The sequence below is a fragment of the Mesorhizobium sp. ArgA1 genome (assembly GCF_053714375.1).
In genome coordinates this window covers 29,995-42,599 of the sequence record NZ_JBSKBQ010000012.1, presented here as the reverse complement: position 1 = coordinate 42,599, position 12,605 = coordinate 29,995, and the positions used below count along the sequence as shown (strand labels likewise).

Below are 12,605 nucleotides of genomic sequence, written 5' to 3'. Positions count from 1 at the left end.
CCCTGATTTGCCAGAGCGCAGCGTGAGCGCTAAACTTTGGCGTAGGGACATCGGCAATGACCAACGCATTCGTCCGCAAGTTGATGGGCTTCGGGCCGCTGACTGACGCCGACAGGGCGTGGCTGGAGACAGTCACCAAATTGTCTTATGAAGTTGGCACCGACACCGACATTATTCGAGAAGGCGATAATCCTGACCGCGTTCACGTCATCCTCGAAGGCTTTGCTGCGCGCTACAAGGTCACGTTCGAGGGCAAGCGTCAGCTGTTTGGGTACTTAATTCCAGGGGACTTTTGCGACCTGCATGTCGCCGTTCTGCGGCGCATGGACCATAGCATCGCAACACTTACGCCGTGCGTGGTTGCGACCCTTCCCACCGAGACAGTTGCGGAACTGACGGAGACGCGACCGGCTCTGGCGCGGGCCTTCTGGTGGTGCTCGCTGGTCGATGAGGCCACCCTGCGGGAGTGGTTGCTGAACATGGGTCAAAGGCCGGCGGCCCAGGGTCTTGCCCATCTCTTCTGCGAACTCCACGCTCGCTTAGAGGCGGTCGGGCTGACAGACGACGGCCATTTCGATCTGCCCGTTACACAGGTTGAACTGGCGGACACAATGGGATTGTCATTTGTTCACGTTAACCGGAGTTTGGCGGAGCTTCGGAAACAAAACCTCGTCACCCTGCGGGACAACAAGATTGTGATCCCGCACGTAGGCCGGTTGAAAGCTTACGCCGGGTTCGACCCGAGCTATTTGCACATTCGCGTGCCTGCCGGAGGCGACGACTAGCCGCCGGTCCACACCTATGAAAGTCCCCTCAATTCAAAAGGCGAAAGGAACCTAGTTGGGGCTGTTCGCTTATGAGCAGATGAGCACACGCGGGATCAACTTCTTTGACCGATGGATGGCTGAGCACCTGCCGAACGTAATGACGGACGATCCTGTCGCTGTGAGCGACCTCGCCGACGAAATGTTCGAGGCCGCCAAGCGTGAGGGCATCGATGCCGCCGAGATCAACGGCGAAGTCGACAGCGTCTATGCGGTTATCTTCGAGGCGATGCTTCACCGGGATGGCAGTTTGCCCGAACCCGAACTCGCCGTTTTTGACATCATGGCCGGTCGGCTATCCCAGGAAGCAAACATCTCCAAGGAGCAGGCCAGCAATCTGATCGAGCGTATTGGCACCGATTGGGAATCGCTGCTGAACGAAGCCCATTTTATGAAAGAACTTGAAGGCCGACTGGGGAAGGATCCCTAAGCGCAGCCAAACCTGCGTTCGCTCCTGGCCGTCGCGATCGGGAAGGAATGGCGTGAAAGGGTCGCACGGGCGCGCGCATAGGTAGCTTCGATGGAACTAGAGCGCAGCCCGCCCAGCTGTCGCCGGTTTTGGATACGCTTGCGATAAGCTGGCACTCTCTCAACGAATCCTGGAACAGCTACGGTTGGCTTAGCCGGCCGAACGAGCGCATTGTTCGCGCACTAACGCTTGCGAAATAAAACGGGTACGACATGGTGAAAAGCGGTTCCTTCATCGCGGTGTTCGCCACCGGTGATTGCTGCAAACCATGCTGCCGCAGCGCCCAACGCGGAGCCGGCAGCAGTCGCGAAACTAAATATGGCAGTTATGTGGGCCGAAAGGCGCACCATGCTTTCGTTGAGTTGCGCGTCAGCGGGATTGACCACGGCGGCCGCGCCGTGGGCGCCAATCATCGCCAAGAAAAACGCTGCTCCGAGGGTCGCTAGAGCCCAGACTGCGATACCGTGTATGCCATCGCGGAATTCGCTTTCACTTTCGTTGCTATCGCCCCAGCGCGTGCGCATTCGTCCAGCTACGTAACCACCGGCTGCGGAACTTGCTATGGCGACGATCACTACCCAAAGCCCTGCCACCAGCACATTCCAAGAGGCGCCACCGTTGGGAAGAGTTGGAGAACCCAGCGCCAAACCAGCGCTTGACGCAAATTGCAACAGAACCACAGAAATGGCGCAAGCGATGACGCTTCCGCCAAATATTCCTCCCCATTCAAGATAGGACGATGGCGCCACTTTTGGGCTCACTGCAACGCTTTCCGTTGGGTCTATTTTGGCCATGATCTTACCGAAGTCCAAAAAATGATAGAATGAACAAAACGACCACGACGAGGCCAACAAGATAGATTATTCCGTTCACGGCATCCTCCTCCTGATTGCGGACGTCAGACAACGTGTTCGTGATGTTTTGGTTGCAATAGCGGATGATAACCTTGTCCTGCCGAAATCTTCGTTCGAGTTCCGCGCGGCGGTCGCGCCAGTCGGATTCCGCGTCTTGCCGCCACAGGCCCTCTGCAGGCGCCTTAAGATCGTACGCCTTAAATCGGCTCGCCAGCTCCTCCTTGACCCGATCGAAATCTTCCCGCGGTAAGGCTGGCCGCCGTTGTCGGCTCGGGGAAGCAGCATCTGGATTAGGTGCATGCGGCACTCGCTGAACGCTGCGAAGTCGACTGCGTTCCATTGTGATCAACGGGGCGAGTAGGGGTGCCCATCTCCCTCCGCGCGGGTGGCGCTTACTACCCGTCAGTTCATCGTCAGCATCCTAAACTTGGACAGCCTTCGGCGAGCCAGCTTGCGAGCTGCCTCGCTGCCATTCGGCAACGAACGCCAGCGTCATCCGGTCAATTAGGCCGTCAGAGGTGCCGCACACCAATGGCGACGTCGGCGCGATCTGATGCATCCGCGATCAGTCGGCGTGCAGATGCCGTACAACTTTGCCACCTATGATTTTTGATGGTGGAACCCGACCCGTTCGCCGCGCATTTCGTTTCCATGCGCCTCAACCAAGAACGGCAGGATAGCCAGGAGATTGAAATGGAACCTATCGCTGCGTCCTCGGACCACCAAAATTTCATCATTGAACCGTTTGTCGGAACGGTGACTGTGCGTTTTTCCGATGCGATTGTCGCCGCAACGGACCGAGCAAAAGTGCTTAAGGAGGATGGAAAGGAGCCGGTTTTCTACGTACCATTCGAGGACATCTACTTTGATCTGCTCGAGAAGACCAACACTGTGAAAAATTTCCCGCTCAAGGGGACCGCAGCCTTTTGGCGAGTACATGCTGTCGGGAGCGCGGCGGACGATTTCATGTGGGCGTTTGAAACTCCGGAGGTAAGCGCACTGGCCATTGCAGGCCACGGTGCATTCGATGCGCAAAAGTCGCGAATCGACGCCGAGCCCGCGCAGGACAAGCGTCATACACCGCACGTTCTCGAGTAAACCGGCCTGAAAGCACCCGCTGCTGATCGATGCGTGAGGCCCGTTCAGGCCGCTACTCCCGCTCAGAGTAGCGGCTTTCCGTCTGGAGGAACTCTCTGCCCGGAGAGCCAACGGAAACGCAGTGCACCAAGTCCCCGAGATCATTAGGCGGCGATTACGCCCATCGGCCGACGCTGGTGGCGTTTACGCGGTCTGGCCATTGATGCCTGGCTGGCCGGCATATGCACGTTTCGAAGCAGAACGTTCATTCGCAACATCTAAATCTTTACGTTTAGGCATCGGGGTCTATGTTCGGCTTGCCAATAGGGGGAAGGGGAAGTGCCTCGTCGATCAGCTCGAGCTCATCTGCTTGGTCTCATCGCGGCTGCCGTCCTGCCCGTCTGGCTGTTCGCGGCATACCTTCTGGTAGAGTATGCTCTGCATGAACAACGCCGCTTCGAACAGGATGCGCTGCAGACCGCGCGACAGGTTTCCCTTGTGGTCGAAGCGGAACTTGTCAATCTCCAGACGATTATCGACGGCCTGTCAAAATCGGCCGCTATCGCAAATGGCGATCTGAAGGCGTTCCACGATCAGGCGAGCCGCCTCGTTCAGGGCACCAGCGCGATTGTTTCATTGCGAGATACCGAAGGCAATCAACTCGCAAACACCAAAGTTGCTGTCGGCGGATATTTGCCACCGGTCAAGCCGATTGCGCCGCAGGACCATGAGCGGCTCAAGTCCGTCGGCGTCTTGGTAAGCGATGTGTTCGCAAACCAGAATTCCGATGGGTATCGCGTAGAGGTGGCAAGACGGGTGTTGGGACCGAACGGCAAGGAGTGGCTGCTCTCGATTTCTGTGCCGACGGCCCGCATCCGTGATGTCATGCTGGCGGCGGTCCCGGACGGCTGGACGGTAGGTGTGGGTGATCGCCGTGGCCATTACGTTGCGCGTTCCAAACAACACGATGAGATGACAGGCAAGCCAGGATTGCCTGAGTATGTGCAAAAGATCGTCGGCTCTTCTGGCAGTTTTAAGTCTCGCAACTTTTTTGGCACGACACTCCTTGCCGGTTATTACCGGTCGGCATATTCGGGCTGGTTTTATACAGCCAATGTGCCGCTTTCAGATGTGCAGGCACCTCTGTGGCGCTCGCTTGAGGCAATCGGCGGGATCGGCATTGCCGCGTTGCTGATTTCTCTCGCACTTGCCTACATCGTTGGGAAGCGGCTGACCGAGGCTACGATCGATCTCGCGGGCCGAGCCGATGCCCTCGGCGCCGGGAGAAAGGTCGAGCCGATGTCCACGACCGTTGCAGAGTTCGCGACTATTTCAAAGGCGATGGTCAAAGCCGAAAAAGCCATCGCGGAGCGGACGAGAGAGCTGGAGACCGTGTTGGAAACGGTGCCTGCGGCGGTCTGGTTCACTTACGATCCTCAAGCGCGGCAGGTGATCCGAAATCGATTTGCAGCCGACCTGATGGGGCTGCCCACGAACAACACCCGCAGATCGTTCGGCACACCCGATCTCGTCATCGACACCGTGGCGGTCAAGGAGGGTCGCACAATTTCCCGGGAAGATCGTCCTTTGAGTCGGGCCATGCGTGGCGAGACGATCGACAATCAGGAATTCACGTACACGCTTCCGTCCGGTATGCAGCGTCATTTGCTTACCAGTGCCCGTCCCATCCTCAGCCCCGGCGGCTCGATTATTGGAGCCGTGCAGATCAGCTTGGATATCTCGGAGCGGAAGCGTGGTGAGGAGCAACGCCAGCTGTTGGTCAATGAACTTAATCACCGGGTCAAAAACACGCTGGCGGTGGTGCAGTCGATTGCCACGCAGACTATCCGCAATGCCGCTGATCTGCCGGCGGCAGGAAAGACCCTAACAAGTCGATTGATCGCGCTGGCAAAGGCGCATGACGTCCTAACGCGCAAGGACTGGAGCGGTGCCGATCTCGCCGATCTAATTATTAACTCGGTCCAGCCTCACGCCTCGCTTGATCGCTTTCATATCGGTGGAGAGGATGTCTGGCTTGAACCCAACATCGCCCTTTCATTCGCGCTGGCACTTCACGAGCTTGCTACTAACGCCATCAAATATGGTGCCCTGTCGAACTCGACCGGTACGGTCCGGATAAGCTGGGAGACCGTGGATAGTGAGCAGGGGCCAATGCTGAAGCTTGAATGGCGTGAAACAGGCGGGCCACCTGTAGGACGGGTGGTGCGCGAGGGTTTCGGCACTCGATTGCTGACACGGGTCTTCGACAACGAGCGGATCGGCGGCGTGGTGCTGAGCTACGAGCCGTCGGGGTTGCTTTGCGTTTTTCGCGTGAGCATGTCTGGGCGCCGCCCGACAGAATAGGACCCCGCGTCTATTCGCTATCGCCGCCATGTCGGTGAGATTGTGTGAAGAGGAGAATGCGCTAATCTCCAGCGAGGCTTAACGTCGGGTGTTGCTCGACCTTGCGCTGGTCTCCGACGTCGACCACGGACAACGTGTCACGAAGCGCTTCGCACCTACACTTCGCTGTTCTGAATATGCGCGCTTCCTACCTCGCGAAACGCTGTCGTTTCTAACCGGCCTCTCGCCCCTGCATTCACCCTTTCGTCGCCGTAAGCGAGAAAGACGACATCGGCCAGCTCAGGCGTTGGCCGGATAACGATCAGCTTGCCGGCGGTCGGCAAGGCAACGACGTTTCCGGGTGCCCCCACGACCGCCGCGCGCGCAAGCGAATTCTTCTCGGTCCATGAGAAGCCAATGCGAGTTGCCCTTGGAATCCCTCGCGCGATATCCGGATCGCAAGGCGGAGATTTTACCAAGAATCCGCCCGTGGCATCCGTGACGGCTTCCACAGGCACGATCAGCGTCACGCAGACCGGATCCATCATCATTCCACAGCAACGGCGTTCACGGGCTACCTCACCGCAAATACTCGACGTCAAGTTGGATCGCAGGCCGCAGCAACACCGAGCCCCCCTCTACGCCTGGGGGGAAGCGGTGACGGTCTACGGAGCCTTCCCATTCTTAACCCTCGGCGGCAATTGAGGCCTCCACCGCAGATAGTGGTGCTTCCAACGTCCACACGATTCCATGCTCGCCATAATCGAGATTACCTTTGCCTCCAACCGCCTCGGGAGCAACCCGCTTCAGCACCACAGTTCCAAACCCACCTTGACCAATGGCCTGGACCCTTGGGCCATCTGTTTCACTCCAGGTAAGCTGGAATACCCGCTGGGCGCCCGACCCCAAGAGGTCCCATCTGACCGAAATCGATCCATCATCTCCCGACAGCACCCCGTATTTGGCTGAATTGGTGGCCAGTTCGTGAAACGCGATCCCGAGATACTGTACCGCATTGGGATTAAGAATAACGGAGGCTCCAGACATGGAAATTCGGCCCTCATCGCCAAATGGTTTGGCCTGCGACAGCAGAAGTTCGAAAACGGTGACGCCCTTCCAGTCGCCCGTAACAAGCAGATCGTGCGAGCGTGACAGAGCCATGATCCTCTCACGAACCTGCCGTTCGAACATTGCTGGATTTTCGGCTCGTTTGTTGGTTTCCCTGATCATCGAGAGAATCACGGAATATTGGTTTTTGACCCGATGGTTGACCTCGCGCATCAGCATCCGAATGCGATGCTCGCTCTCTTTCGCTGAGGTGATATCTCGGGCGATCTTCGACGCACCGATGATCTGACCGGCCGCGTTGCGCACAGGCGATATCGTCAGCGATACCGGGAAGAGGCTACCATCCTTTCGCTTCCTAACTGTTTCGAAGCTCTCGACCCGTTCGCCGCGGCGGATGCGTTCAATGATACGGGGTTCCTCGTCCTGAAGGTCATCCGGGATTAACATCGTCACCGATCGCCCGATGGCCTCCTCGGCTTTGTAGCCGAACAGCCGTTCGGCACCGTGATTCCAACTCGTGATGATCGTGTTCAGATCCTTGCTGACGATTGCGTCGAACGAGGATTCCACGATCGCTGACAGATGATGGCGGACCTCCTCGGCGCGCTGACGGTCGGTAAGGTCAAGCAGCATGTTGACCGCGCCAGTCAGATTGCCCGTCTCGTCTCGTATAGGAGTTGGATAGGGCTGGAAAGGGAAGAAGGACCCGTCTGGTCGTTGAGCTATCGCCCGCTGGTTGTGGACAGGCCGGTTCTCTTTAAGCGCAATCGCCATCGGGCATTCGTCATGCGGCAGTTCGTTGCCGTCGGGCGTAAACAGCTTGAATGTGACGCACCATTTGTCCTTGCCGATTTCGGGCTCCCGGCCCGCAAGCTCAGCAGCGGCGCGATTGTAATAGGTGATCGTCCCATGTGGGTCGGTGGTATAGACGGCGACTGGAAGCGCATCCAAAATCTGATGATAGGCATGGTCCTTGTGCCTCAACTCGCTGCGGGTTCGCTCCAGGTCGGTCACATCGACGGTGAAGCATCTCGTGTTGATCAGTTTGCCATCGCGGAAATTGCCACTTGACGTGATTTCGACGTTCTTGATCGACCCGTCGAAAGCTCTCAACCGCGCCGGATACCTAGCAATATTTTCCCCGCTGATGAGGCGGTCCAAAATATCTTCGATCACCTCCGCATCAGGATAGAACTCGGCAATGTGGCGGCCGACATATTCCTCCGCCGGGTAGCCAATCAGATCGAGTTCAGCCTTGTTGGCGTGCAGAATGATACCATCCGCGCTGACCAGATGGAGTGCAACGGCACCGTTCTCAAAGAAGTCCCTATAATCAAAGTCCCGGCCGTTCTGAGAAGTTTCACAATCCTCAAAGGCGACAACGTTGCTCAGCGGTCGTTCGCTCATCCCAATCCCTTTTCAGCTAAACCTCTGCAAACGGAGGACGGGTAAATTCGTTCCATGGATCACCGGAGTGGACTTGAGCCTGCCCAAAACGGCGCCGCGGATCCTAAGCCAGTCTGGACTGACTACAAAAATCCCTTAAGGCCGCTGCGAGAGCGGCGGGATTTTCTTCGGCGATGTGGTGCCGCTCTTGATTCCGTAGCCGCGTACTTCCCCGGCCCAGCGCTTCCAAATCTCTACTGGGTCCCCGTAGATCTGCTCGAGGTCGTCGTCGAGCGACCAGAGGCAGAGCATTGGACAGCGGACCTTTCGACCAGCCGCTCGATCCTCGCGGTCATGATGATGGTCAATCTTTATGCCAGCACGATAGTCCTCAACCATGCCATGGACTACATCGGGATCATGAAGGAGCGACATCAAATCGTCATAGGCCTCGCGTCCCATGGGCTCCGGTCGCAGGGTGCCGTACCAGGCCATAGGGTCGGCCAGTATGGCCCGTTCTGGTTTTTCGGGCTGCGCGAAGAAGAACCAGTGGAACCAGTCGCGGGCGAATTGCCAGTCAGTACGTTCCAGATGCTCAAGAACGGGCAGCCCGTCCACAACAATCAGCTTTCGCACCACCGTGGAATGATCCATTGCCATTCTGAAGGCGACTAGACTGCCACGATCATGCCCCGCGACGAAAAAGCCGTGATGGCCCAGCCGTTCCATCAGTTCCACCAGCGCAAGGGACTTCTCCCGCTTCGATGAAAACCTACTGTTCGGATCGTCTACCGGTTGGTAGGAGCAGCCGAATCCCGGAAGGTCGGGACATACGACGCGAAAGTCTGCGGATAGCAAGTCCGCAACCTGCCCCCAGGTCATATGCGATCGGGGATGTCCATGGATGAGAAGCAGTGGCGGCCCAGAACCTCCATGCCGTACCCTGATCGGCCCGCGCTCAGTTTCAACTCTCTCAAGGACGAAATTTTCGAACATCTGCGAGCCCCAAAGGAGATCTAAACCGAGAAGGAAACTCTCGAGACCTGCAATGGTTCTGACCGCAGGCGCTAGGCCAACCAAGGCACGCACATGAGATGCAGCCCGCGCACGCTTGCTCGCTCCAGATCGGCCCGCAGTCTATCGCGACGATCAACACGCCGTTGGGCTGGGCTGGGGGCTCGGGCTTGATCCGGCGGCGATCGTTGCGCCTTAGAGCCATTTTCAATTCATCGTCAGCACCCTGATCCTGGACAGCCTTCGGCGAGCCAGCTTGCGAACTGCCTCAGTTACCTGACTGTTGAACCCCTCTGCGACAAAGGCCAACGTCATCAGGTCGACCAGGAAGTCGTCAAAGGCGCCTGAAATCACCGACGACGAGGGCGCGATCTGATGCTTCAAAGATCGAGCCTCTGACAAGGCGAACTGCGTTTCCCCTGAATCGATAAGTGCTTCAAGCCTATCGAACCCCTGCATTTCTAAATCCCGTTTCCGCCACGCTGTCTTAACGCGATGGCCTGAAAAAAATTCCAATGGAAACACAAAAAATATGTCTGACTCTTTCGCCAGTACTCGCGCAAAGCGGTTAAGGGTTTCACACATCGCGTCTACGAGGTCCGCTCGCTCCGGCGGGCGGGCGGGCTTTTTCATGGCTCACGGAACCTGACGCGACATGCGGCATTGAGGGCTGGGGCGCGGATTAACAACCCTCCGACACTCCCGAAAAGCCTGCCGGGTACTCCAGACTCGGCAGGCTTTTTGATGCGCTCTGGAACCTGATATTCAACCGCTGGTTTTTTCGCTGCAGCGCTGCGGCCAAGGGAATTCGCTCTTTGCCGGCCCGCATCGCAACGCCAGCGGTGCGGGCCTCCTTCATATGCCGGAGCTCGGCCGCACGAGACTATTTGCCGGTTGCCTTGAGCATCTCGACGCCGACGCAATTCATTTGTTGCCCCGGCCCGTTCAGTGCGATGACTCCATGAGGGCTCTGCCCGCTGGCCGTCGGACAGGCGGGCATTTTGTAGATTTGGATTTTTGTTGGCGTCGCGGAACAGGGGGGAGATCGGTAGGTTGATGTGAGGCAGCGGTTCGACGTCATACTCCTCCCGCTGTCGAGTGGTCCGCAAGACAGTCGGACGGCCCGCGTTTCCCTCACCAGTGGCGCGGGCCGTCGTTTTTGCACGCTAGTTACCTTCGACCTAACAAATGTGGGCGACAGGCTGCCACCCTGCTCTATTGTTGCAGGCATCGCTAGATATTGAACAGGGCTCTGGCGCTTGAGAGTTCCATTGTGCTCCCGCCCCAAACTGGAGCTTTCGATGGCTCAGCGAATGGACGACGAAATTTCCGCCTTCGAGTTTTCAATAATAAAGGATTGTTTTCGACAGATGGTGAGCGAGGGCTTGCCTGAACATAGATGGGTTTACGCTGTTGAGGATCTGGTGGGCGCCGTAACTGGCTCGAACGACACCGACCCGGAATTGATTGTCGCCATCCTCGGCGGAGGACCGAAGCAATTGAAGCGGCGTTTCTTGGACAAGGATAGACTTGACCGGGCCGATCGGGAGTCCCGTCACATCATGGATGCCGAGCGTATTTCAAGAGAGGCGAAGACCTTCCGATTGAGGGAACAGAGGGCCGCTTTCCAGGCAATGTTGTCGCCAGCTGCGCACACGCTTCTGAAGTCCACGCGCAAAATGAAGCTTTCGCATTAAAGTGCCCGCTTCCCAAGCCCGTGATACTCATATTCGGTAGGCCGGCGACTGTCGCGGCCTTGGGGTAGCTCAGTTTGCGTAACCTTGATCCAGGCTGCCTCTCCCCTTCGCAAGGTGACCGTTCGGCGACTGGCGCGAGCCGCTGCTTCGAACGGCGTGTTGGCTTCGATCGTCTGTGTCGAGACGACCTCATCGAATTCAATCTCTTCAACGCGATACCGCTTCAAGTGCCCCCCGGGCAATGAACATATAACCACGTGCTAAAATAGCAGTCGGCAAGGCGCGAAGACACTTGCCTGAAAGTGCAATGCGTCCCTATCTCATATGTGTTTGACAGAAGCGCCGTCAGTCCCTAGGCGCTGACGCAGCAGGTATCGGGGAGGCCCGTCTTTTCCATGAAAAGGCCCGTCGTTCTGATCGTCGAAGACGAACCAATGATCGCCCTGGATCTGGAGTTCGAGCTGGTCGAAGCTGGGTTTGCAATCTTCATTGCGACGTCTTGCAAAGAGGCTTCCGAGTTCCTCTCCGACCATTGCCCCGACATCGCCGTGCTCGACGTGCGCCTCACCGACGGCGAATGTACACAGGCCGCTACAAAGCTCGCGGTACAGGGCGTACCATTCATCGTCCACACTGCATTGCTTACCGACGAGATCGACGAGGTCTTCCTGCAGGGCACGGTGGTCAAGAAACCTGGCGGCACCCCTGACCTCGTCGACGTGGTCAATCGCATGCTGCCGCAATCGGCCTTTTCGCGCAAAAGGGGAACTTAAGGGGGGTCTTGAGTGTTCCGAGAGATCGGAAACGCTGATGACCGACGAGCCCAAACCATTGGATCCAAAAGCCGAAATTGTTCGGAAATATGCGCGCGAGCTGGGGATCACCGAGGCCCAAGTACGAGACATAATTTCCCTGGTCGGCTACAACTATGCCTCGATCGCGCGAGAGGCTCGGATCATGAAAAAGGCCTGAGAGCCTCCCCCGTTCAGGCATCATTGAGCACTGTCCAGCTTGTCTCGATGGCTTTGGCATTCCGCTGCCTTCAGCACGGCGTCGATTAGATCGGCTGGGCAGATTTGGCCGGGATGCAGGTCGTTGAAGACTTCAGCCACCAATTTTGGAGCCAAGCTGGCCGGATATATATCCCGCATTTCCCGCACGACATTGGTGATCGTCAGGAAGTCATAGGCATTGGCTGAAACAGATGCGGGCTTGTTCACGTGCTTTCTCTCCCCAGGATGGGCGAAAGCATGGTGACCGCTTCCAAGCGCCTCGTGCCGTGCTGGATCGAGGCGACTTTGCTAAGTTATACTCATGCGCATTGCGCGCAACACCAAATGAGGGTCGCTTTAGGATTTGATCCTCGGCGGCGGTGCCATTTCGGCTATCGTCGCGTAGTGGAAGACGCGGGACTGCGCCTCGTCGACGACCCGGAACCAATGTTGCTCTGTCGTTCTGACCACAAACGGTCCGGCCACGACGTTCCCCAATGCTAGAGAGGGCGTTTCCCCCTCGCTGGTATGATGCGAGACAGACTCGCCGTCTCTCATTTCGTCGATCTCGTATTTCGGCATGGAAGTCTCCGCCACTTCAAAATCAACTTCGCCACAGGAAGATTTGTTCCGAGCCAAAAGCATTTCGGGAATCCACGTTAGCGACACAGGCCTTGGGTAGGGGGTTTGCCGGAGCCGCCAGCGCAGACGGTAGGGATTTGCCGGAGCCGCCAGGAACCGCCCTCAGGTATCGGCCTCCATCGATAACGGCGCGGGTAGTTTTAGCCTCGCCTACCGCAGGTGTTGAAATTGGACATAAGCAGCTACCGCGTGGTCGCAACGAGACCGTGATGGCCCGTTGCTTCGCAGCAGGACTTCGG

13 protein-coding genes and 1 pseudogene are annotated in these 12,605 nt (G+C 57.5%); 7 read left to right on the top strand and 7 right to left on the bottom strand.

Annotation, left to right across the window (positions count from 1 at the left end):
• The first annotated feature begins 56 nt into the window (after positions 1-56).
• Both ACWGTI_RS22865 and ACWGTI_RS22860 read left to right on the top strand, forming a co-directional pair.
• The gene (locus tag ACWGTI_RS22865) at positions 57-785 is read left to right on the top strand and encodes a Crp/Fnr family transcriptional regulator (RefSeq protein ID WP_454589207.1); all 729 of its coding nucleotides are present in this window, start codon (positions 57-59) and stop codon (positions 783-785) included.
• A gap of 55 nt (positions 786-840) precedes the next feature.
• Positions 841-1,254 (top strand): DUF768 domain-containing protein, encoded by a 414-nt coding sequence (locus ACWGTI_RS22860; RefSeq protein WP_454589206.1) that lies wholly within the window; start codon positions 841-843, stop codon positions 1,252-1,254.
• Between the two features lie 221 nt (positions 1,255-1,475).
• Here the strand turns inward: ACWGTI_RS22860 and ACWGTI_RS22855 are convergent, their stop codons facing one another.
• A complete protein-coding gene (locus ACWGTI_RS22855) occupies positions 1,476-2,147 on the bottom strand; it encodes a hypothetical protein (RefSeq protein WP_454589205.1) in 672 nt (223 codons plus the stop codon).
• Between the two features lie 612 nt (positions 2,148-2,759).
• On the opposite strand from ACWGTI_RS22855, the gene ACWGTI_RS22850 reads away from it, so the two are divergent.
• Both ACWGTI_RS22850 and ACWGTI_RS22845 read left to right on the top strand, forming a co-directional pair.
• Positions 2,760-3,245 carry a DUF427 domain-containing protein gene (locus ACWGTI_RS22850; RefSeq protein WP_454589204.1) on the top strand — a complete coding sequence of 162 codons (486 nt, stop codon included), beginning with the start codon at positions 2,760-2,762 and terminating at the stop codon, positions 3,243-3,245.
• Between the two features lie 318 nt (positions 3,246-3,563).
• Complete coding sequence (locus ACWGTI_RS22845; RefSeq protein ID WP_454589203.1) at positions 3,564-5,588, top strand: sensor histidine kinase; 2,025 nt, start codon at positions 3,564-3,566, stop codon at positions 5,586-5,588.
• A 155-nt stretch (positions 5,589-5,743) separates the two neighbouring features.
• On the opposite strand, the gene ACWGTI_RS22840 is transcribed toward ACWGTI_RS22845, so the two are convergent.
• The 4 genes and pseudogenes from ACWGTI_RS22840 to ACWGTI_RS22825 form a co-directional block, all read right to left on the bottom strand.
• Positions 5,744-6,097: a hypothetical protein gene (locus tag ACWGTI_RS22840; protein ID WP_454589202.1), complete on the bottom strand. Its 354-nt coding sequence runs from the start codon at positions 6,095-6,097 to the stop codon at positions 5,744-5,746.
• Positions 6,098-6,251: 154 nt separating this feature from the next.
• Positions 6,252-8,042, bottom strand: coding sequence for a PAS domain S-box protein (locus tag ACWGTI_RS22835; protein WP_454589201.1), 1,791 nt, complete (start codon positions 8,040-8,042; stop codon positions 6,252-6,254).
• Positions 8,043-8,145: 103 nt separating this feature from the next.
• Positions 8,146-9,017, bottom strand: a pseudogene (locus ACWGTI_RS22830) (alpha/beta fold hydrolase).
• A gap of 225 nt (positions 9,018-9,242) precedes the next feature.
• Positions 9,243-9,668, bottom strand: a complete 426-nt coding sequence (locus ACWGTI_RS22825) for a hypothetical protein (protein ID WP_454589200.1) — start codon at positions 9,666-9,668, stop codon at positions 9,243-9,245.
• 680 nt (positions 9,669-10,348) lie between these two features.
• Between ACWGTI_RS22825 and ACWGTI_RS22820 the strand changes: the two genes are divergently transcribed.
• From ACWGTI_RS22820 to ACWGTI_RS22810, 3 genes are all read left to right on the top strand, one after another.
• A complete protein-coding gene (locus ACWGTI_RS22820) occupies positions 10,349-10,732 on the top strand; it encodes a hypothetical protein (protein WP_454589199.1) in 384 nt (127 codons plus the stop codon).
• A gap of 395 nt (positions 10,733-11,127) precedes the next feature.
• Positions 11,128-11,505 (top strand): response regulator, encoded by a 378-nt coding sequence (locus ACWGTI_RS22815; protein WP_454589198.1) that lies wholly within the window; start codon positions 11,128-11,130, stop codon positions 11,503-11,505.
• A gap of 37 nt (positions 11,506-11,542) precedes the next feature.
• Positions 11,543-11,704 (top strand): hypothetical protein, encoded by a 162-nt coding sequence (locus ACWGTI_RS22810; RefSeq protein ID WP_454589197.1) that lies wholly within the window; start codon positions 11,543-11,545, stop codon positions 11,702-11,704.
• Between the two features lie 20 nt (positions 11,705-11,724).
• Here ACWGTI_RS22810 and ACWGTI_RS22805 read toward each other — a convergent pair whose 3' ends face one another.
• Both ACWGTI_RS22805 and ACWGTI_RS22800 read right to left on the bottom strand, forming a co-directional pair.
• Positions 11,725-11,952, bottom strand: coding sequence for a hypothetical protein (locus tag ACWGTI_RS22805; protein WP_454589196.1), 228 nt, complete (start codon positions 11,950-11,952; stop codon positions 11,725-11,727).
• A gap of 129 nt (positions 11,953-12,081) precedes the next feature.
• Positions 12,082-12,306 (bottom strand): hypothetical protein, encoded by a 225-nt coding sequence (locus ACWGTI_RS22800; protein ID WP_454589195.1) that lies wholly within the window; start codon positions 12,304-12,306, stop codon positions 12,082-12,084.
• Positions 12,307-12,605 lie beyond the last annotated feature (299 nt).